18 protein-coding genes are annotated in these 20,146 nt (G+C 45.2%); 2 read left to right on the plus strand and 16 right to left on the minus strand.

Translation table 11 applies throughout. The features are described from left to right. Positions 1–63: 63 nt before the first annotated feature. The 9 genes from MKY92_RS22265 to MKY92_RS22305 form a co-directional block, all read right to left on the minus strand. Positions 64–1,908 carry an RICIN domain-containing protein gene (locus MKY92_RS22265; RefSeq protein ID WP_339297670.1) on the minus strand — a complete coding sequence of 615 codons (1,845 nt, stop codon included), beginning with the start codon at positions 1,906–1,908 and terminating at the stop codon, positions 64–66. Between the two features lie 247 nt (positions 1,909–2,155). Beyond that, on the minus strand, positions 2,156–2,599 hold the full coding sequence (locus MKY92_RS22270) for an AbfB domain-containing protein (RefSeq protein WP_339297671.1): 444 nt from the start codon (positions 2,597–2,599) through the stop codon (positions 2,156–2,158). Then, on the minus strand, positions 2,596–3,489 hold the full coding sequence (locus MKY92_RS22275; RefSeq protein ID WP_339297672.1) for a family 43 glycosylhydrolase: 894 nt from the start codon (positions 3,487–3,489) through the stop codon (positions 2,596–2,598). The genes MKY92_RS22270 and MKY92_RS22275 overlap by 4 nt, the downstream gene beginning before the upstream one ends. A gap of 441 nt (positions 3,490–3,930) precedes the next feature. Further along, the gene (locus MKY92_RS22280; RefSeq protein WP_339297673.1) at positions 3,931–6,969 is read right to left on the minus strand and encodes a beta-galactosidase; all 3,039 of its coding nucleotides are present in this window, start codon (positions 6,967–6,969) and stop codon (positions 3,931–3,933) included. 293 nt (positions 6,970–7,262) lie between these two features. Next, positions 7,263–8,759: a glycoside hydrolase gene (locus MKY92_RS22285; protein ID WP_339297674.1), complete on the minus strand. Its 1,497-nt coding sequence runs from the start codon at positions 8,757–8,759 to the stop codon at positions 7,263–7,265. A 90-nt stretch (positions 8,760–8,849) separates the two neighbouring features. Further along, positions 8,850–9,695: a carbohydrate ABC transporter permease gene (locus MKY92_RS22290; RefSeq protein WP_017687022.1), complete on the minus strand. Its 846-nt coding sequence runs from the start codon at positions 9,693–9,695 to the stop codon at positions 8,850–8,852. Beyond that, positions 9,688–10,575 carry a sugar ABC transporter permease gene (locus MKY92_RS22295; RefSeq protein WP_017687021.1) on the minus strand — a complete coding sequence of 296 codons (888 nt, stop codon included), beginning with the start codon at positions 10,573–10,575 and terminating at the stop codon, positions 9,688–9,690. Before MKY92_RS22295 ends, MKY92_RS22290 begins: the two co-directional genes overlap by 8 nt. A gap of 101 nt (positions 10,576–10,676) precedes the next feature. Beyond that, a complete protein-coding gene (locus tag MKY92_RS22300) occupies positions 10,677–11,948 on the minus strand; it encodes a sugar ABC transporter substrate-binding protein (RefSeq protein ID WP_036668615.1) in 1,272 nt (423 codons plus the stop codon). Between the two features lie 180 nt (positions 11,949–12,128). After that, positions 12,129–13,157: a LacI family DNA-binding transcriptional regulator gene (locus MKY92_RS22305; RefSeq protein ID WP_339297675.1), complete on the minus strand. Its 1,029-nt coding sequence runs from the start codon at positions 13,155–13,157 to the stop codon at positions 12,129–12,131. Between the two features lie 288 nt (positions 13,158–13,445). On the opposite strand from MKY92_RS22305, the gene MKY92_RS22310 reads away from it, so the two are divergent. After that, on the plus strand, positions 13,446–13,808 hold the full coding sequence (locus MKY92_RS22310) for an iron-sulfur cluster biosynthesis family protein (RefSeq protein WP_017687018.1): 363 nt from the start codon (positions 13,446–13,448) through the stop codon (positions 13,806–13,808). Between the two features lie 153 nt (positions 13,809–13,961). On the opposite strand, the gene MKY92_RS22315 is transcribed toward MKY92_RS22310, so the two are convergent. The 7 genes from MKY92_RS22315 to MKY92_RS22345 form a co-directional block, all read right to left on the minus strand. Next, the gene (locus tag MKY92_RS22315; RefSeq protein ID WP_339297676.1) at positions 13,962–14,387 is read right to left on the minus strand and encodes a hypothetical protein; all 426 of its coding nucleotides are present in this window, start codon (positions 14,385–14,387) and stop codon (positions 13,962–13,964) included. Between the two features lie 114 nt (positions 14,388–14,501). Continuing rightward, the gene (locus tag MKY92_RS22320) at positions 14,502–14,972 is read right to left on the minus strand and encodes an NUDIX domain-containing protein (RefSeq protein ID WP_339297677.1); all 471 of its coding nucleotides are present in this window, start codon (positions 14,970–14,972) and stop codon (positions 14,502–14,504) included. A 361-nt stretch (positions 14,973–15,333) separates the two neighbouring features. Further along, on the minus strand, positions 15,334–15,843 hold the full coding sequence (locus tag MKY92_RS22325) for a helix-turn-helix domain-containing protein (RefSeq protein ID WP_339297678.1): 510 nt from the start codon (positions 15,841–15,843) through the stop codon (positions 15,334–15,336). Positions 15,844–15,960: 117 nt separating this feature from the next. Continuing rightward, positions 15,961–16,473, minus strand: coding sequence for a hypothetical protein (locus MKY92_RS22330; protein ID WP_339297679.1), 513 nt, complete (start codon positions 16,471–16,473; stop codon positions 15,961–15,963). Positions 16,474–16,883: 410 nt separating this feature from the next. Then, positions 16,884–17,096: a hypothetical protein gene (locus MKY92_RS22335; protein WP_339297680.1), complete on the minus strand. Its 213-nt coding sequence runs from the start codon at positions 17,094–17,096 to the stop codon at positions 16,884–16,886. Positions 17,097–17,185: 89 nt separating this feature from the next. Beyond that, positions 17,186–17,524 (minus strand): hypothetical protein, encoded by a 339-nt coding sequence (locus tag MKY92_RS22340; RefSeq protein ID WP_339297681.1) that lies wholly within the window; start codon positions 17,522–17,524, stop codon positions 17,186–17,188. A 67-nt stretch (positions 17,525–17,591) separates the two neighbouring features. Beyond that, positions 17,592–18,068, minus strand: a complete 477-nt coding sequence (locus tag MKY92_RS22345) for a hypothetical protein (RefSeq protein ID WP_339297682.1) — start codon at positions 18,066–18,068, stop codon at positions 17,592–17,594. Between the two features lie 218 nt (positions 18,069–18,286). Between MKY92_RS22345 and MKY92_RS22350 the strand changes: the two genes are divergently transcribed. Then, entirely contained in the window at positions 18,287–19,966 is a 1,680-nt protein-coding gene (locus MKY92_RS22350) for a PucR family transcriptional regulator ligand-binding domain-containing protein (RefSeq protein WP_339297683.1), read from the plus strand. Positions 19,967–20,146: the final 180 nt, after the last annotated feature.

Raw genomic sequence — 20,146 nt, forward strand, 5'->3', positions numbered from 1 at the left:
TTAGAACACTGCACCTCCAAGAAAGAAGGACACGTAATGACGTTTAATTCAAGCGTACTCACACTAATTAACTTTGACTAGGCTCCATTGCTGATTGGTCCCGCCATTGTCGGCCCACTGAATCGTGGAGGCACCTGCGGTCAGAGAACCTTGATTGATGTCAACCGTCAGGCCACTGTTTCGATTCGCAAGTACCACATATCCTCCCACATCAATGGGCAGCCATTGCTGATTGTTGCCCCCGTTATCCTGCCACTGAATCAGAGCGGCTCCGCCTTGTGTAGAACCCGAGTTTACATCCAGCAAAAGCCCACTGCCCACATTGCGGATGTTGTAATAACCGTTACCTGCGGACTCTAGCTTCCACTGCTGGTTGGCTGCTCCATTATCATTCCACTGAATGATTGTTGCCCCACCCGTAGAAGAAGCACCGTTAACATCGAGTGCAAGTCCACTATTGCGGTTGATTAATTTGTAGATGGCCCCGGATTCATATCCTGTACCGCCATTGTAAGTTGCACCGGAAATGACGTAGGTTGTGACCGAATTGGCCTTTGCCGTAGCGGTAAAGGTTTTGTTTTGCACCGAAATATTGGTCAGTTGCTGCAACTTCTCCGTTGAAGAGGTCCGATATACTTGAGCAGACGTGCCTGTGTTCGTAAAACGACTGAGATCATAGGTTACCGTTGTATCCGTCGATTCCGAATTGGTCGTAACCAGTACTACTTTGCCGGAAGCTGCATCATAGGCTGCAAGGGTATTGGCATCACTCATGCCGATAATCTTGTACCCAGGACGAATAAATTTGCTGTAATTGCCCATGACATAATATTTTTGGTTCACGGTGTAACTGGTCGTTTGTGTATTGTTCAACACGTTCTTGAAAAATCCCCATCCTTCTGCACTATCGACGGCTTGCCAATACACCCATCCACTTGCGCCCATATTGCGAATATCCTTGAGGATGGTACGTGACATGGTAAGTCCACTTGCATCCCCGTCTCCATATTCCGAGGTCCACAGATGTTTGCCCGCAGACATCGCTGTGTTGCGCAAAGCAGTACGATTGCTTCCGCCATACGTATGAGTGTTGATCTGAGTGATCGCTGATTTAACCGCATTGCTGTAGCTGTTGAACGACACATTGGAATCATCGATACTGTATTCTTCCGGTGCGCTCAGCTTTGTGGACAGGCCCTTTGCATTCAACGAAGCTTGTACCTGACTCAGAATTGTGTTCTGATCCGCCCGGTCAAAGTGCATGCCCTCCTGGTCATTGCCCTGCTTCCACCACGTCGAGATCGGTTCATTCAGCGGAGTTACGCTATCAAATGTGATCCCCCAGTTATCACGAAAATGCTTCACAACCTCAGTTAAGTAATCGGCAAAATCATCGTAGTAATCGGGCTTGAGGTTGTTACCACCATTGGCCGAACCGGACACATTACCACTGATGGTCATCCAGTAAGGTGCGGAATTTGCAAAAGCTTCGATGACATTCACGCCTTGAGCTTTGGCAGCTTGCAGCATATATCGTTGGTTTGCATCTGCATTCCAGTCATACACGCCCGGAGAAGGCTGGTAACCAGGAACGGCTTTGCGATATTCAAGGATATTGGATGATGGATTATCCCCGCCTCCAATGTTGTACCGCAGGATATTCAGCCCCAGTCCGGTATTCGCGTTGAACATTTTCTCCACATACTCATCCCGATTGGAATATTCTCCAACCACTTTGCCCCACCACGCGAGGGATGTTCCCCATCCTTCCATCGTCTGATATTGCTTCGACGGATCGGCAACAGCCGTGTATGCTCCTGCAGCAGATACCTCTGTGCCCATACCTAAACTGCCTGTTAGCAGACTTCCTGCCAGCAGCAGCGAACTCATTCGTTTTAACCACTTCATCCGCTTCACTCCTTATGAATTTACACTTGCACTCCGATGTCAGAACAACTTTCCGATCGCTGTTATCCCCAGATTTTTAATTATTCTTAAAAAGGGGAAAATCCGGGGATAGCGTATGCTTCCGATGCAGCTTTCTTTCAGAAAGCTTGTAAGCGCACGCTTCGCTTCTTCAAGTTATTTCTGACCTCTCCGTTATCGTGTAAATGTATAGTTTAAATTGTTTGTATTTTTAGAAAACAAACACTAATTATTGTGCAACCTCTCTGAAGGTCGCGTCTGACTTATCTAGTCCGGTAACGACAGCTTCCAATTTCAGCACATTATTGTAATGTCTCAGATACAGGTTCGGGTTACTAAATGACGCGTACGATGTCCAACTGGCGTTAGCAAGTCCATTTACACGTTTGAACGTGGCGTCATTTCGGAATGTAGTGCTGCCGTCATTTTTCACAAGTGTGATGCTGCCATTATTATTGCGCAGGAAATAACCCGGATAATTCATGGACTCAAACGAAATGCCTGTTGCATTCGACAGCCCAGGAACGATACGGAATTGTGCATCCTCCGCTGGACTGACACTCGCATCAATCCGTGCCTGATAGTTATAGTGACGAATGAAGCTGCCCGGCACATTGAATGACTCCAGCTTGCGGATATCACCCGGTTGTCCGGACTCTTTCAATACGGTCATATGCCGGACGAGTCCGGTAAGACCTGCAATCTCTTGTTTGGCACCCCAAGTCTGGAAGTTGTCAGCAGAGTCGCTGTAATAATATTTTTGTGTTGCATAGCCGTCAAAGTAGATTCGCCATGAACCATTATCCAGCTGAACAAGCCTTCCACCCAAGAACCCCAACCTGCCCAATCCCCTGTACCTTTAAAGGTATAAGGACCCGTTAGCGAGGTGGATGTCGCATATTCAATGTATTTGGTGGTCTCATTTTTGGTAAAAGCATGATAGGTTGAGCCTGTCTTCACGATAAAAGTGTCGATATAATTGGGAGCAATGCCTGCCAGTTCAGTAGGTGCAGACCATGAGGTAGATGTTAGATTGCTACCTGAAGCTGTGAGTACATAAGGTTTGAAATTCTGATAGTTGCCTGGTGAGAGGGACACGATAATGTTCAGACTGCCGTTGCTGTCTTTGAACCATTCTGGTGCCCAGGTGTGTGCGATTGTGGTAGGGGTGGATAAAGTAATATTACGGACAAATGTCCAGTTTACCTTATCCGGGCTGGAGGCAATGCCGATGGTGTTACCCGACCAGTTCGTGGTGTAAACAACGTAATATAGACCATCTGTATGCTTCATGATGCTGGGATCGCGGATCAGATCGGCCGGGGGTGTATAGGCTGGCCCTTTTAGCAAACCATAGTGGGTTGCATTATAGGATTCGTAGATATACATATTGGACTCACTTGTGTTCGTAAAGGCGGATATCGTATATACACTTGTCGCTGCTCTGGCTGTATTGGGGAATAACATCGTTAATAGAAGTAATGTTCCGAGCAGCAGAATCATTCCGGCCTTGAAACCTTTGGACTTTCCTACTCCTGTTCCCTCTTCCTTCTTCGTCAACATTGGGTCATCTCCTTATCCATGAGTGATTGAACAGAGGAATACCTTACTGTATTACCAATGACAAAGCGTACCTGGGACTGCCCCTGATGAGCAACACCTCACGACCACCTGTTCAAATTCCAATTACATGAAGCATCACTCCCTTCACAGATCATGGATGAACACTCTTTACATATGTAAACGGTTACAACTAATTAAACTACAAGTGTTACCTTAGTTCGTTGTACCAACCTGATCACCACAGTTCCCCCATTCCCTTAGCTAATTCACTCCGCAAGACTGAATCCAAAGATTCACAAGCTCGAGTTATTTGACTAAGAAAATGAGGTAGTGTGACTGTAGTAAAAGGTGAAATGCTGCGCCCAACTTGAACTATCTCGATCCAGTTATTGTTCTCAACTATAGTTGGATCAGTAAGACAGCTAACGATCCATACATGAACTATTCCACCACAACCCACGGATAACGGGATAACGCATCCAACAGGAATCGTACCCGTTCTGGTGTTCTGCCTTCTTCATCGAACAAAAGTAATTCATTCTCTTCCTGTAGCCAAGCTACTGGAATTTTGTAATCCTCTTGCGGACCAATCTGCCAATAACGCCCCAGATGATGCCCGTTCAGATGAATCGTTCCTTTGCTCATCCCGGTCAGGCGAAGCATCAGGTTCACCTTATGGTGCTCCGAAACCGCAGGCTTCGCGAAACGCCAGCGGTACCAGACCGGCTGACCATACGATCCTCGGACTGGAGTATGATTGGATACAGGGTGAGACTTTTCACTCAATGTAGCACGATTAACCGATTCATTCGTGGTGTGGGGCACCAGATTGGCAGTACAATTGCCACCTGCGGCGATACCAGGCTGTCCTACACGCTGGATTGACCCCTGTGCTCCAGGATGGATCGATTCCTGTCCTACCTCGTAGCTCTCCCATTGTTGCGGAAGCAATGCATCCGTCCCTGCCATACGCCAATCCTTCAGTTCTCCCTGACTCGGATATGTGATTAGTTCCAGTCGATTCAGTGATGAACGGCTATACGGCATTTCCAGTGTATTCGTCTCTCCGGCCTTGATATACAAGGATATGTCTAACGTCTGGAAGGCAAACCAATCCTGATATCCTTCCATCGGAACTTCGATGCCATTGATACGAAGGCCTTTGCTCAGTGCACCCACAAGAATCGCACGATCCATGCCATCCAGCGTAAAACTTCTGCTCAGAAGTGGCGCCCCATGTATAGAGTTCACCTCATCGAGATGCACAAGTCCACTTTCCATACGCCAATCCCGACGTATATCCCGAACTTTGCCATCCAGATACACAGAACCAGCCAGACCTTTGCTCTCACCCAAATACGGAGAGAAGTTCAACCTGCCCATATGTTGCACCAGAATCTGAAGTGTATTCTTCCCTTTGGCCACCTGCAACTGCACTCCAGCGGCACCTACCTGACGCACTAATGCCTGCTTTACTCCATTGACAATAATTCTGGCGGTATCCTGAATGTCCGGCAAAATGAGACTGGTAATTCCTTCGGTTACACTCTCAAAATCACATTCGTACAATAAATAACCAAAATCTTGTCCGTACCGGGAAAAATCTTCGGGTTGTCCACTCGCCGAGCGTTGCTTCGCAGTTAACGTAATACGTGACATCTCAGGAGAATCAGACAATGTCGGCGCACTCGGTAATGTCCACGGAAGCTGCTGCTGTTTGCCTGCAATAGGCTTCTCGCTGGCATAGAACTCGTGACCTGTTAACGTCCGTTCTCCATCGGTCCAGTCACCAATCAGCGTAATTGTGCGATCTGGGTCAGTAATCATGCCCTTGACCTGACCCGATGGTAATACGTCTACGTCATCAAAGCCGATCACATAACGTAGTCCCTTCTGTTCTGTTGCTTCCAATCGCCATGTTCGATTCATCGTTTCTTGATCCAGAATGATGAATCGGATCGGTGTGCCGTTTGCTTCCAGCTGGATCGTTCCCGGCTCTTGAAAATGGAACAGATCGAAGCGGTATACGTTCCTGGCTGAATCATGTTCGACCAGCACTTGCACTGTGCTGCCCGTGACGTTCAATGCCCCTGCTTCCAGTTCAACAACAGAACGCTGCCCGGCAGCGGCCACGATGAACAGGGTTAATTCTCCGTTTATCATTTCATTGCCCGTAATCATCGTACCCGCAGTCAGGTATACGTGTTCAGCAATCTGTACTCGCTCCAGCAACGGAACAATCTGTCCTGGATTCAGCGATACGGGAAGAGTACGGCCTTCCTCCAGCGTAATGTGCATCGTCTCCCGTTCATCCTTGTGACTCTCCAGGAACCAAATTTTCTGGTTGTCAGCCTGTCTGCCTCGTACAGATATGCCTTCAGGATGAAGTACAACGATCATTTCTTCTGGAATTTCCTCTGTTTCCATCAGAAGGGCCCCGAAAGCATGGACAAAATAGGACAAATTCTTGGTTACTGCATATTTCGGTGTCACCCGTCCATATTCGTTCAGCGGTGCATCATAGTCATAGGACGTAATCATAAAGATGTCACTGCTACCCATCGTTCTGCCGCCATATCCTCCGAAGTTCGTGCCACCATAGAACATGTAGTGACTGATTCCGGTATACCCGGCACGCAGAATCTCCATGATACGTCTCTCCAGCAAAGGCGCTGTCTTCTGAATAGCCGAAGGCCCTCCCCAATTCTCGAACCATCCGGTCCAGAATTCAGTGACCATCTTTGGGGTGTTCGGTTGTTTGGCTCGAAGTTTCTCATAATGCCCGTCAGCACCTGACCAGAAATTAGCCCCTTCAATCGTGCCTTCCGCCCCGCCAACGCAAGTGATCAGCGTAGCGTCAATGCCACGTTGCAACAATCCATCTCTCAGCGTATTCATATGGTCACTTGCAGCAGCGTCATCCATCAGATACCCGTATTCATTCTCCACCTGCACAAGAATGACCGTACCCCCAGCTGATAACTGGCGCTCCCGAATAATCGGCACAAGCTGGTCAAAATACAAATTCACATAGTGCAGATACGTCTCATTATTTTCCCGGAATTTCACGCCTTCCTTCGTACCCAGCCAATATGGAAAACCGCCAAAATCCCATTCTGCACAGATAAATGGACCCGGACGCGCAATGACCCACATGCCGAGTTCTGCGCACAAATCCAGAAATGCTCCGCAATCGTTGTCCCCTTCAAAGGACCACTGTCCTTCTTCCGTTTCATGCACGTTCCAAGCAAAGTAGGTGTCGATGCAGTTCATGCCTGCCAGCTTCGCCTTCAGCAAAACCTCACGCCATTCCTCCTTTGGCATACGGAAATAATGGATCGTGGCACTGTTCAGAAATACACGCTCTCCGTTTAGGAAAAAACTGCGTGCATCGTATGTTAATTCAGATAGAACACCGTTCTCAGCCCTGCTGATGTTCTTCTCCTGTTCCTGCAGCAAAAGGGATGCTTTCTCTGTCAAAGTAATCCCCTCCTTCTCTTTATTTAGGTTCATATGTCCTGTGGTTCATTTAAAATATAAGTTCAACTAATGAATATTTACACTGGCACTCCGATGACAGAATAACCTTCCAATCGCTGTTATCCCCAGATTTTTTGATTCCCTTTTCTCAAAGGGGAAATCCGGGGATAGCGTATGCTTCCGATGTAGCTTTCTTGCAGAAAGCTTGTAGGCGAACGCTCCGCTTTTTAAGGTTTTTTCTGTCCTCTCCGTTTTCTGTGTAAATCTGTAGTTGAACTTATATTCCTTAATCATCAGTTCCCCTGCAACGTCACGCCTTCCAGTACTACCGTTGTGATGGAATTGTCTGCCGTAGGTACCTCCAGTCCGTTGGCATACACCGGGATGTCTTCCAGCTGTTCCATGTTCCGTTCCGGTGAAGTTTGATACACCTGAGCGGTGGATGATTTTCCATACGCATACCCTTCCAGTTCAAAGGCCGTTTTTCCCGCTGACAATTCGTTACGAATCACCAGCACCAATCTCTGACGTTCCGCGTCATAAGCCGCCAGTGTGCGTCCGCCATCCGTTGGAATAATTGTCGCGCCGGGACGAATGAACTTCGTGAACTGAGCCATGCCATAATACTGTTTGGTCATCTCATACTGCTCTTCTCCGTTAAAGTTGGCATGTATGAAGCCCCAATTATTATTGGCGCCTTCATCTTCAACGGCTTGCCAGTATACCCAGGCGGATGGCTGCATGATTTTCAGATCAAACATGATCCGCTCCGCCAATTCTTGCACCGAGGTCATATCCTCATGACTGTGCGGCTCGCTGCCGCCGGTTCCGTACTCGGACATCCACAGCTTCTTGCCATGGCGTTCTGCCAGCGTGCGCAGCTCTTCCATTTTGCTACCATTATAGGAGTGGGTATTGATCTGCTGGATTACGTCCAGCGTGTCCTGATCATAGAGGTTGAAATTAAACACCGTCTCATCAATGCTGTTATCGTCCGCGGCACTAATGACGGTTCCATCCAGTCCTTTGCTCTTCAACGATGCAGCAACTTTCTTGATAATCTCGGCCTGTTTCTCATTGGTAAAATGACTGCCTTCCTGCATATTGCCCTTCTTCCACCAGTCGGAGGAAGGTTCATTGAGTGGATTCAATGTGCGGAAGGTGATCCCCCACTCGTCCCGATAATGCTTCACAACTTCGGTCAGATAATCGGCAAATGCATCATACTGATCGTCACGCAGATTATTGCTACCATCCACAGCTCCGGTAACGGATCCACTGATCGTCATCCAGTAAGGTGGTGAGTTGGAGAATGCTTCAGCAATGTTCACACCGCGCTCCATCGAGCCTTGTAAAACAGCCCGCTGACCTGCATCAGCCTCCCAATCCCACTCTCCAGGTTCAGGTTGGAAGCCAGGTACATCACCGCCGGGGCGAAGAGCTTTCATCTCCGGATTCTCCTCACCGCCAATATTGTAACGAACGATGTTCAGACCTAATCCTTTCTCCGGATCAAAGACCAGATCCATCACTTCACTCACCTTCGCCTGATCCTTCCATCCGCCAAGATCGTTGGCCCACCAGGCAAGTGACGTACCCCAGCCTTCAAAATGATCATAGGACTGATCCAGCTTCAGACGTACCGGTTCCTCTTGGAATACAAGTGTTTTGGATGATTCATTGGCAAAATGATTGATAACAATTCCTCCTCCTGCCAGCAAGGCAATCAGGGCTACACCCATGAGGATATAGTTCCGTTTGCTCCTGCTGCGTTGTTCTTTATGCGCCATGGGCTATACAATCCCTTCTCCATGTACGGTGATTACTTCGTTGACCTTGAACGTCAGGTTCAGCACATACAATCACTACAGATACTTTGGTTACTTGATTCCACTGCTTCCGCCGCTAATGTTGGCTTCATAGACATAACGTTGTCCGAACAGATATACCAGCACCATCGGAATGGTGAGGAACAGGGAAGCGATCATCACAAGGTTCCATGGTGGCATCTGCCCACCACCTACCGTAGTCAACAGCTGCACTCCGAGTGCCAGTGGCATTTTCTCCGGATCATTGATATAGATGAGCGGCCCCATGAAGTTACCCCAGTTATAGGAGAATGAGAAGATCGCAATGGCCGCAAGTATCGGATAAGTCAGTGGCATAATGATCTTCCAGTAGATTCCCGGGTGTCCCATACCATCGATCATGGCGGCTTCATCCAGTGATTTTGGAATACTCATGACGAACTGCCGAATCAGGAATACGTTGAACGCTCCGGCGAAGAAGCTCGGTACGATCAGCGGGTAAAATGTATTAATCCAGTCCAGATGACGGAAGATGATGAACTGCGGTACCATCGTCACCTCACCCGGAATCATCATCGTACTGAGCAACACAATAAACAGGAAACGGCTGCCTTTTGCTTTGATTCGGGCAAAGCCGTAGGATACGATCGAAGCTGATAATACCGATCCGACAATCGTAAAGACGGTTATGATGACCGAGTTTTTGAGATACGTGCCAAGATTGTTATTCGTGAAGATGGTATAAAAGTTCGACCATTGAAACTCCATTGGAACGAAGGTAAAGGCTGACTTGACGGTTGTTGCGTCACTTGCCAGTGCAATGGAGATCATGTACAGGAAAGGCGAAGCAAGCAGCACCCCGACCAGAATCAGAAAAATATAGGATATCGTCTTCTCCACAGTGGATGGATTACTCATTGGCTTTTCCCTCCTCGTAGTGCACCCATAGCGCCGATGAACGGAATACAACGAGTGTCAACACCATGATGATGATGAATAATACCCAGGCAATCGCCGATGCATATCCCATTTTGTAGAATTGGAACGCATTCTGGAACAAATAGGGAACAACCATCTGACTTGAATTATCAGGTCCCCCGGCAGTTACGATGAATACCTGCGCGAAGGTCTGGAGCGCTCCGATCATGCCAGTCACGAGATTGAAGAAAATGACGGGAGTCAGCATTGGGAATGTAATATGGAAGAACGATTGTGTACTTTTTGCCCCATCGATGGCAGCGGCCTCGTACAACTCCTGTGGAATACCTTTCATCCCTGCAAGCAGCAACACCACGCCACCACCCACACCCCATAAGGACATGAGAATCAATGCTGGTTTAACCCAGTTGGGATCAAGAAGCCAGGCAGGACCCTGAATACCGAAGATCGCAAGTGCCTGGTTGATCAATCCTTCAGTTGGCGCAAGCAAGTGGATGAAGAGCAATGAACTCGCAACCACCGGAACAACGGAAGGCAGATAGAACAGAATACGGAAGAAGGTGATCCCTTTGATTTTTTTGTTGAGGTAATATGCAATCCAGAGCGAGATCGACATGCCCAGCGGAATGGATATCAGCGCATAGAAGAATGTATTGCCGACGGATTTCCAGAAGATCGGATCATCGGTCAGTAACGTTTTGTAATTGTCGATACCGATGAATTCAGGGGACTGGAACAGATCCCAATTTGTGAAGCTCATATAGATTGAAAACAGGATCGGACCCAGAGTCAGCCCCAGAAACCCGATCAGCCAAGGCGAGATGAAGATGTAGAACCATTTCCCGTCCTTTTTTCTCACGTTAAGCCCTCCCATGACGCAGAGAGCAGATGGAACCCGCATTCACGCCGATTCCACCTGTCCTGCTGTCGCTGCTATTTGTGCATGTTCAGAAAAAACCTCTATTTGTAGAGTCTTTCCAGTCCACTCTGAATTTCGGTTACGGTATCATCAAGCGTGGCTTTGTTGTTGAAGTAGACACCCAGCTTATCGTTAATGAGCTTCATCATTTCGTTCCATTGCGGGTTGAATGGTTCTGCATAGATTGTCGATTCACTGAACGCAGCCATGTTGATTTTTTTGCCGCCATATTCAGCATTGAGGAATTCATCACTGGACAGACCTGCTTTGGTTGCAGGAGCATCCTGACCGGCTTTGACCATTGGCATCTGTGCTTCAGGTGTGGTCAGTGCTTCGATTACTTTGAATGCTTCTTCCTTGTGTTTGGATGCGTTGGTAATCGTTAACCCGTTAAAGAATGCATTGGTTTCGCCCCATACCGGAGAGATATCCCAATTAATGCCTTCCACCTTGGCAAGTGAACCGATGTTCCAGAACCCTGTCGTTTCCATGGCGATCTTGCCTTGAGCGAACAGCGGATCGGCTCCGATATTCCCCATGTCGGCAATCTCGGTTGGCGTTGGTCCCGCACCGTGTGTGAAGGTCAGGTCATTCATGAATTGTAATGCTTTACGCACAGGCTCTGTATTGAAGGTTGGTTTACCGCTCTCATCGAACAATGAGCCACCGTTTTGGTAGATCAGCTGCATCCATTGCGGCCACCAGCTACCTGGGTAGTAACCCCATTGAGTCGTCTTGCCGTTCTCCTTCACCGTCAGCTTCTGAGCTGCCGCCATCAGATCGTCCTGCGTCCAATCTTTGGTTGGATATTCCACCCCAGCCTTGTCGAACAGATCTTTGTTATAAAAGAGGACCATCGCGCCTGCCCGATCCGGCAAACCAAATTGTTTGCCATCATACTTCATCAGGTTTGCGATATCATCGGAATAACGCTCGGACATGTTCACATTGTTCGCCTGAATCATGTCATCCAGCGGTATAATCTGATTCTTGGAGGCGTAAGCCTGATAGTTCTCGGCAATCATCATGATGTCCGGTGCCGTTCCTCCGGCGATCATGGTCTGTACCTTCTGGTCATAATCCCCTGCAACCACGTTCAGCTTCACGTTAATATCGGGATACGTCTGTTTCACAATGTCGAGTCGTTCCTGATAAATCTTCTTCTCATCCTCCGAGCCCCAGATTGTCATGCTCAAATCAACCTTGCCACCGGACTCGCCGGAAGAACCGTTTTTACTCCCGCTGCTACAGGCTGTCAGACCCATTACCATGACCAGCATCAATAACGAAATGACCTTTAGACTTCTTCTCATACGTTACGCCCCCTTGATATAATGAATGGATGACTACACTGAAACCCGTTTCATGAAATGGGTTTCATTAAGCTGAAACATAAAACCCGTTCCACTTTATGAAAGGGGTTTCATTCACGCACTCATTATATTTCACCCTTCGAGGAAATGTCAACGCTTTCTTTTCCAATTACAGGCCCTTTATCTTGCAGCAGGTCCTGTACTTTGACGCACAATCAGCTCCGGTTGCAGAATGATCTGCTTCTTCGGTTTGCCTTGGTTAATCAACTCATGCAGCACATCCACAGCCTGTTTGCCAAGCTGATACGTGTTCTGGGATACGGTTGTCAGTTCCGGTATAACTGCACTGGCAAGCGGTGTATCATCATAACCCACAATGGATATGTCCCTCGGAATCGAGAGCCCATGCTCAATCGTTGACTTAATGGCACCAATCGCTGTGTTGTCATTGACACAGATGACTGCGGTGGGCGGATTGTCACGATCTAGCAGTTTGGACATCTCCCGTTTGCCGTCGTCGATGGAGAAACTGCCGAGCAGTTGCCGTTCTTTTGGTATTTCGAGCCCATGCTCTCGAAGTTTCTTTTGCACAGCTCTGACCTTGACCATAGTGGTGGATAACTCTTTCAGGCCGCCAACAAAGGCGATATCGCGATGCCCCAGTTCAAGCAAATGCTCAGCTGCAAGGGCTGCCCCTGCACCTTCATCCGTGTATACCCGGTGAAACCCGCCTTTGGCAATATTGCCATTGACCAGCACGATTGGCATACGTTTGCCCATATCAATCAATTCCTGAGCCATGTCATCCGGACAGACCTGCATGTTGATTCGCCCGCCGAGGAAAATAATCCCGTCTACCCGCTTCTCTCGCAGGATGGACAAATATTCAGATTCCCTGTTGTAGTCACCTGCGGTATTGCACAGAAAGAAGGTATACCCCAATCCGCGAGCCTCATTCTCCGCGCCCCAGAACACTTCCGGGAAGAAAGGATTTGTAATGTCCGGCAGGATGATGGCAATGGTGCCCGTCTCTTTCTTGATCAGACTGCGCGCCTGCGCATTGGGCTGAAACTGGTGTTTTTCAATGATGGACATAATCTTCTCTCGGGTGCTTGCACGCACAGGTGCCGTATCATTAAGCACACGGGAGACTGTCGCTACAGATACATTTGCTTCTTTGGCGATGTCGTATATGGTGATCGGTGTCATAGCGGAACCTTCCTTTTTCTCTAATTTTCCCTATTTTCCCTGCTTATCATACCAGATAAGGAATGCCGATGAAATGGGTTTCATTGACGGCGAGTGATTTCACACTGCACCCATAGAAGTTCCGGATATGACATTCATACGTGAATTGTTCGTTACATTACGCATTAGCGTCAATATTTTCACAGGACATGTTTGCTTTTCTTTATTTCACCTTCTAATCTGCGTTTATGGTCCATATATTAAATTGTAAGCGAATTCATTGGAGATTAGAGGAGTGTGAACAACGTCATGATCATTCAAGTCAGTCCGCTGGCAGAAGCAAGACTTACTGAAAAGCTGGGAGATCGACCAGGCTATTTCAAATTGTTTTATGATACCGATGGATGCGGTTGTGACGGAATTGCGGTACTTCTGATCTTAAACGAACCGGATAGCGATGATGTTACCGTAGAAGCGGGGTCGCTTCCCTTTGTAATCAACAAACAGCAGCAGATTTACTTTGAACCCTCTCTGCGTCTGCAATCCGAGCACAGTTTCCCTTCATTCCGATTGAGTAGTGATTCCATGATCTATGGCAGTAACGTCAAAGTCCATGATTTACGAGATACCGCAGACGTAGCCCCTCAGCCTACCGGATGGTTTGTACGATAAACGTTGAATTAGCACTATAATCAAAACCTCCCAAGCCCAGATGTTATGTGGGGCGGGAGGTTTTTTGTCAATTTCGAACGAGTTCATTAGGTATTATTCTTGTAACATTTCATTTTTAATCTAGAGTTTTCTGTCAGTTCAATATCACTCAGATTACTTCACAAGAATTTCAATTGGGTTCATGGTCATAGAGATATCCGCGGTCATATCCACAATGAGATTTTGTTTCCCTTTTTTGGTTACCATAAATTCATCTTCAACTTCAACTACTTGACCTGATTTAAATTCAGTTACATATCCCACATCCTTATAATTACGCTCCTCGTCACTACCGGAAAAGGAAAAACGAATGATTGGTTCTCCATGAGATACTTCAACAGGTTTAATACCTGTATATTTTAAAGTTCCTTTTACTTTCAATGTCTCACCCGTACTTAAAACTGTTGGTGTTGTTACTTCAAGAACGAAATCAGATGTTACTACACGTTCAGTAATTGTATCTTCATTTTTTTCTTTTGGTGAACATCCCGCAAATATCATGGATACCACTAATACCAACATTAAGATGTTATTACTCATTTTATTAATTTCGTATCACCTCTTTCATACTCAAACGAATGATACGTAGAAAGGGTTGCTCAATTTGTTCCTAGGTTTTCCTGAACTATTGTTTACTGTTAGTTCAATCCTGTATTACACGAATTCAATTAACTTCTTATCTATTTCTGCGATATCACCAATTTCTGATGTACCATCCCAAAGGATAATTGAAGAAGCTTCATCGTTTTCAACAAAATCATCAAGTTGGCACAATTCACCCATGAACAGAGCTCCATACTCTGTCCGTTCAGGTCCATGATAACTTGGCTGGAGTCTAAACTTCATTAGCCCTTTGAATTCAGCCGAATTAATATTTTGATTGGTTTCCTCAAACAATTCTCTAATTACACATTGCTTCGTATTCTCTCCAGCTTCAATAATACCACCTGGAAGTTCCCAGTTGTTTCTCCACTTATTATGCATGAATAGATACTTCCCTTCGCACTTCACCACAATTAGAGCATGTGTTAGTGGAGCATCCAGTGTACTTGTAATGACCTTATCGTACTCGATACGAATAAATTCCAAAAAAATGTTACCTCTTGAATCTGTCATGATTGCCATGTTTACTCCTCCATTTCTTTTGTAAAAAAAAAACGCGCTAGACCTAAGTCCTGCGCGTCATATATCACAGGATGGGAAGCGCGAATAGCGTTAACCCGTCCCAAATTTTTTTAGGAATGGATTAACGCTTTTCATGATGGTGAGATTGTTTTAATTCTTGAATTAACATCGGCCATTCTCCTAATCATCAATACATGGAAATGATACCCACCTTAGCACTTTAGAGTCAAGTATATAATTTTGCTGATTTACCAATAACGTAACCTTGCCGTTAGTTGAACAAAAGCAGCCCATCACATTGATCAGCTGCTTTCTTTGTATTATCGAGCTATCGTTTCTACGTTAGCTTAATACTCAAACTTTATGGTTCTGTATTTTCAATACCCTTTGAAAAGCGAAAAGTTACCTCTAAATCACTAGCCCCTCTAATTTCATCTATAGTTTTTGAAATCATATGGGAGTATCTCTGATATAACCAGTCTGTGGTAAACTGATCTTGACCTGAAATAATGAGGATGTTGTCAATTTGAATTGCTGTAGTACTTGTAAACCACCTATCAAAGCTTGGCTGAGAGATTTGGTCCTTTATTTTTTCTAGAACTGATTTCCAAATGCCATCCTTGTTATTAAGTATATTCGTTCTAGTTGTATGATCATCATTCTCTTCTTGAGTTAGGAAATAATCTACGGTATTATTAAAAATATTGGATAATTGAACTAATATATCAATATCAGGTAAACATTCACCTCTCTCCCACTTTGAAACAGCCTGATGACTAACTTTTAAAACCTCACCAAGTTGTGTTTGCGTCATGGATAACTCTTTACGGTTTCTTGCTATGATCTCCCCCACCCGCTTAATATTTATCATTGTTTCACCTCCTACAATGAATAGTAGTTCAGGAACTTATTTATGTACATCAAATTGTGGTTGAAACCCTCTTCAAATTGCAACTCATAGTTTCATTGAACTAACCTACCCCTTAGTTCAATAAGTTAGATCAACAGTATCGTCCGGGTCTGAACCAGCTGATCCCCATAGTTCCCCTTCAACGCGATAACCGCCACCACTCCATTGAAGCAAGTAACCTCCAGTACTCATACCCTTTGTGAAACCTTCTTTACTATTTATCCAATCAAAAGATTCCCCGGCAGCAATCGTTCTAGCGAAATACACTTCACTAGTATCTAAGTGCGTTAAACTAACATTGACTTCATGGCTACTATTGTTTTTCATAAGCAGTTTTATATGTACAAATTCCGGATTTACGGAAAAGGGTTGCTGTACCGTTGCGCCTCCAGAAGCAATAAAGTGGGAGGGTTTGCTCTCTTGTTCGCTTAAAGACTTAGAAAGTGTTGTACTTTCGGACTTTCTTGATAATAGACCAGATTTTGGAGTAGACATATTCTCATGAGTTGGACTTGTTGAATCACAGGCAGTTACGGTCGCTGTTGCTAAAACTAATGCTACAACAGTAAAAAATAGTCTCTTTTTCTTCATTACTTCATTCCTCGTATTCTTTTAGTTACTAAAAACCTATAAAAAGTTCCTCGTTATGAACAACGCTATCAATCAATAAAAGTTACACCTGTAATTCGCAAATTGGTATTGAACTAAACTGCCCGCTAGCTGTACAAAAGCAGCCGATCAGGTTGATCGGCTACTTTCTAAAATTTATTGAGCTACCGTATACTTTTAGTGTAACAAATGACGACTGACAGCATTTGACACTCCAGTATCATCGAAAACCGAAATGCTTTTCAACTTCCAATAACATCTGATCTTTATTGGACTGAGATGTTCTCATAAACCATTTTAATTGATACTTCTCTGCTTGTTGCAGGTAATGATTCGATGCTCTAACCACCGTGTTTAATGTTTCGTCCCGTGCACGTTGTGGATCTGATAAATTAGGGAACAAATCCTCCATGTCTCTCAGATGATCCCGATCCAGATACTCCGCTCGAAATTAGATCATCTTCTGCAAACATATAAACAACTCGGTTGGGATTAACAATCTCCCTTAGATAAGCAGGTTCCATAAAAGTATCTACTACGATTGGCTTCTCTTTCCCCATCTGTAACAGATCCAAAATAATAAACTCCACACTTTCATCAAACACTGAATTTAACCAGTGACTTCTATCGTTCCCACGCCCTAAAAAGAACCATTCCCAATCAATGAAGTGTCGAGCTTAATTGTCTGATAAATTTATTCCTCGGAATCGCTCTTTACAAAGTAATTACCGTGAGAAAAAATCTGTTTGGTATCAGCAGTTAAATGATCTAAGTTATCCACCGTTTCATTTTCGGAAATGAAGGCGTCTTTCTCGGGTACCCTATTAAATGTTCCAAAAGAAGTCGTTATACTACTGACATTTTCTAGAGCTCTATTAATTTCCTCTTCTGATAATTTTACTGCAGGACCAAAATCCGGATAGTTTGGATTATCCGCTTTAGCATCATCATAATAATTACTCGCATAAATACTCAAAGCAGTCACTGCCGAAACAGTCATTATTAATGCCGTACTGATAAAGAATTTTTTCATTGGTGGTCACTCCTCAATCGTTTCTATAGAATGGGACCTGTGTTTTAGTAGAAACCAGATACAACAACTAATGATCTGTATACTGCCAAGCGTGAATCGGTGTACCTTTAGTGACTTCACCTGTCACTGTATTGATTTCTAGTGGCTCTACTAAAACCTTCCATCCATTTTCGCTTTTAAAAATTTTATACGGGAGTGGTGGTGACTGTTCGTAGTCTTGTCCTGCATACTTTTGAACTACATAAAGTTGAACTTCATCCGTGTTGATTTGTTTGGTTTCCACAATTTCATACCCTGTAGTTGGATTGGTTTTAAAATCCTTCACATATCCTTCTTCACGACTTTTCTCATCCAAATAATTTGTATCTTTAGAATAGAACATCATTCCCTCTACATCCCTAGCAATGTAAGCCTGAAAGTACTCCGTTGCTGCTTCCATCGGAGTTTGGGCTACGACTCTTTCCGCAGTTGTAGTCGATGCTACTAAAATAGAACCAGCAACAACACCAGCAAGTAAAAGCGATACTATTCTTTTTCCTTTCATGGATCGAGAACTCCTTTTTAGTGTTCGAGTTAGTAATAATGATCAAATTTTATATAGACCTACTTAGTATAACGCATTGAATTATTGGAAAGTTTTTATATTTATGAGAAATTTGTTTGCATCTATCTTTTAGCCTCTTTATCCAAACTCTTCTTTACGCCCACCTCACTTAATGTTAGATTTTATAACATATCATTATGAAAGCGAGTGGGTTGAAGATGGATCTGCAACAGTTATTGACTATCCCCATTCTCTCCAAAGCAAAGGTTATTGCCGGACATCGTGGCCTAGATCGCTTGGTGCAATCGATTAATATTATGGACGCACCAGATATTGTACAATTCCTGAAGTCGGGAGATATGCTGCTGACCAACGGTTATATCCTGAAAGACCGCCCCGATGCTCATCTTGGATTCATTACAGACATGCATGCGATTGGTTGTGCGGCGCTTGCTGTCAAGACACAGCGTTTCTCTCTCGAATTATCTCCGCAACTGCTCGAGACAGCCGACAGGCTGGGCTTCCCGATCATCGAGCTGTCTGAGATAGACAATACACTTGGTGAGATATTTCAACATTCGATCAGTGCCATCCTTCAGAACAAAACCCATGAGCTACACTACGCCTTATCTATTCACAAGCAATTTTCCACGATGGTGATGCAGGGAAAAGGCATACCATCCATCGTAGATACGTTGTCTCAACTGCTATCCTCACCTGTACTTCTGCTTGGTTCGAAGAAGCAGATTACGGCTAGTTCCCATTATGCACAACAGATGGATGACCATTCTCTCGCCGCGCCCTTACTGACATTCATTGATGAGTATCCTTCCTTCCATACCGCAATCTCGATCTGCCTGCTTACTGCCGAGAAATACCGACATGCCGAGCTTCATCCCATCTTCACGGATCGGCACGAGGGTTATTTGATCGCACTATACGACAGTTCCGCAAGCTCTAAGCTCTCCACTCTGGCACTGGAGCAAGCCGTCAATGTGATCGGTCTGGAGTTAACCAAAAAACAAGCCGTCAAGGAACGCTCCCGCCGTTACAAAAATGAATATTTCTCCGATCTCATTCAAGGTTTCATTCGTTCGGAACAAGAAGCGCTGCATCGCGGCAAGAAATATGGGCTGCAAGCCAAAGGAAGTTCTGTTCTCATCGTTGCCAAAAAGGATGAATCCTTAACGGGCATACCTAAGCATAACTCTACTTCCTCAGGGGAAGAGCGGTTCATCTCGGAACGAGACGCTAATTACGAGTTGATTAAACAGGAATTCGCCAGATTGGATCTCTCCTTTGTCATGTTCACGAAGAACGACCAGTTCGGCATACTCGTCTTTTTGGCCGAATCGTCTTGGGACGAACACACCGTTGTTCAGCAGCTTGAGCGGATGGCGAGCAATCTGTATTCGGAGTCGCAGCTCAGCCTATCCTTCGGAATAGGTAATCCCTACACCAATGTGTTGGATATCGGACTCTCCTATAAGGAGGCAGTCAAGGCGCTCCAATCCGGCTATCAGATGCGAAAGACCCGCTTTGCTCATTCCTATCAAACCATGGATATAAGCCGTCTGCTGCGCATGATTCCTTATGATGAGATGCTGCAATTCCATCAAGAAACCTTTAAGCCTTTCAACGACCGAGATCCAAACGAGCGTAACGAGCTTATGAAAACCTTGTCCTCCTTCTATGAGAATCATTGCCAGATCGTTGATACAGCCAAAGAGCTCTTCGTACATCGCAATACAGTGATCTACAGATTGGAGAAATGCGAGAAACTGACCGGCAGGAACATCAAGGACCCGATGGAGAGCCTGCGCTTCCGACTTGCCTTCGCACTTGAGTCCCTTTTGAATGTTAATCCAGCCCCTAGCGAGGCTAATCATATGTCTTAAACCGCGAACGTGTCATGTATAATGACACGTTCTTTTGTTTTCTTTTCATATTCAATTCATGTTCAATCTTCATTTGTGCATTTTAACTGATTTCATTCTATTTTTATGTTCAGAGTAACTAATGACAATGAGGCAAACAGTCTATATGATTAGGAATATATTCATTAATGTTATGTTAAT

This window comes from Paenibacillus sp. FSL R5-0623 (genome assembly GCF_037974265.1).
Taxonomy (GTDB): Bacteria; Bacillota; Bacilli; order Paenibacillales; family Paenibacillaceae; genus Paenibacillus.

Excerpts from the sequence above, each read along its gene's own strand:
- MKY92_RS22305 (WP_339297675.1), bottom strand. The coding sequence starts at position 13,157 with ATGACACCGATCACCATATACGACATCGCCAAAGAAGCAAATGTATCT.
- MKY92_RS22285 (WP_339297674.1), bottom strand. The coding sequence starts at position 8,759 with ATGGCGCATAAAGAACAACGCAGCAGGAGCAAACGGAACTATATCCTC.
- MKY92_RS22350 (WP_339297683.1), top strand. The coding sequence starts at position 18,287 with ATGGATCTGCAACAGTTATTGACTATCCCCATTCTCTCCAAAGCAAAG.
- MKY92_RS22290 (WP_017687022.1), bottom strand. The coding sequence starts at position 9,695 with ATGAGTAATCCATCCACTGTGGAGAAGACGATATCCTATATTTTTCTG.
- MKY92_RS22275 (WP_339297672.1), bottom strand. The coding sequence starts at position 3,489 with ATGTTGACGAAGAAGGAAGAGGGAACAGGAGTAGGAAAGTCCAAAGGT.
- MKY92_RS22325 (WP_339297678.1), bottom strand. The coding sequence starts at position 15,843 with ATGATAAATATTAAGCGGGTGGGGGAGATCATAGCAAGAAACCGTAAA.
- MKY92_RS22340 (WP_339297681.1), bottom strand. The coding sequence starts at position 17,524 with ATGAAAAAATTCTTTATCAGTACGGCATTAATAATGACTGTTTCGGCA.
- MKY92_RS22320 (WP_339297677.1), bottom strand. The coding sequence starts at position 14,972 with ATGGCAATCATGACAGATTCAAGAGGTAACATTTTTTTGGAATTTATT.
- MKY92_RS22345 (WP_339297682.1), bottom strand. The coding sequence starts at position 18,068 with ATGAAAGGAAAAAGAATAGTATCGCTTTTACTTGCTGGTGTTGTTGCT.
- MKY92_RS22270 (WP_339297671.1), bottom strand. The coding sequence starts at position 2,599 with ATGACCGTATTGAAAGAGTCCGGACAACCGGGTGATATCCGCAAGCTG.
- MKY92_RS22265 (WP_339297670.1), bottom strand. The coding sequence starts at position 1,908 with ATGAAGTGGTTAAAACGAATGAGTTCGCTGCTGCTGGCAGGAAGTCTG.
- MKY92_RS22315 (WP_339297676.1), bottom strand. The coding sequence starts at position 14,387 with ATGAGTAATAACATCTTAATGTTGGTATTAGTGGTATCCATGATATTT.
- MKY92_RS22310 (WP_017687018.1), top strand. The coding sequence starts at position 13,446 with ATGATCATTCAAGTCAGTCCGCTGGCAGAAGCAAGACTTACTGAAAAG.
- MKY92_RS22300 (WP_036668615.1), bottom strand. The coding sequence starts at position 11,948 with ATGAGAAGAAGTCTAAAGGTCATTTCGTTATTGATGCTGGTCATGGTA.
- MKY92_RS22330 (WP_339297679.1), bottom strand. The coding sequence starts at position 16,473 with ATGAAGAAAAAGAGACTATTTTTTACTGTTGTAGCATTAGTTTTAGCA.